Source organism: Protofrankia sp. CiP1_Cm_nod4, from assembly GCF_982290645.1.
In genome coordinates, this window is the sequence record NZ_CEVIVC010000070.1 from 1 (window position 1) to 429 (window position 429).

Sequence of the window (429 nt, forward strand, 5' to 3'; positions counted from 1 at the left end):
CGGATCCTCACCGTAACCGGCGGCGACCAGCCCGGGGACATCGGCCGGCACCGACCATCCGTCGCCCGCTGCCGCGTCGGCGACCAGGGCGGCGGAGCGCAGCAGCAGGTGGTCCCCGTACACGGCCCGGCTCCCACCGGGCCATGTCGGCACGGCGCCCGGCCGCAGCAGCAGGCCACTGACGATCACTCTGGGTTGTCGCAGCCCGGGCGGGCGCTCCGTGGCGGGCCGGTCGTGGCGGTGCAGCCGGCCGACCCGCTGGAGCAGCAGGTCGATCGGCGCGAGGTCGGTGACGAGCAGGTCGACGTCCACGTCGAAGGACTGCTCGGCCACCTGGGTCGCGACCACGACCAGCCGCCGCGGCCGGGCCGCCCCCGCGGGCCGTCCCGGCCGGCCCAGCAGGTCCACCACCCGCTCGGCGCGGGCGGC

1 pseudogene is annotated in these 429 nt (G+C 77.9%); it reads right to left on the reverse strand.

Annotation, left to right across the window (positions count from 1 at the left end):
- Positions 1 to 429 (reverse strand): annotated as a pseudogene (locus tag AC5LSR_RS14390) (CRISPR-associated helicase/endonuclease Cas3); the annotation flags it as partial.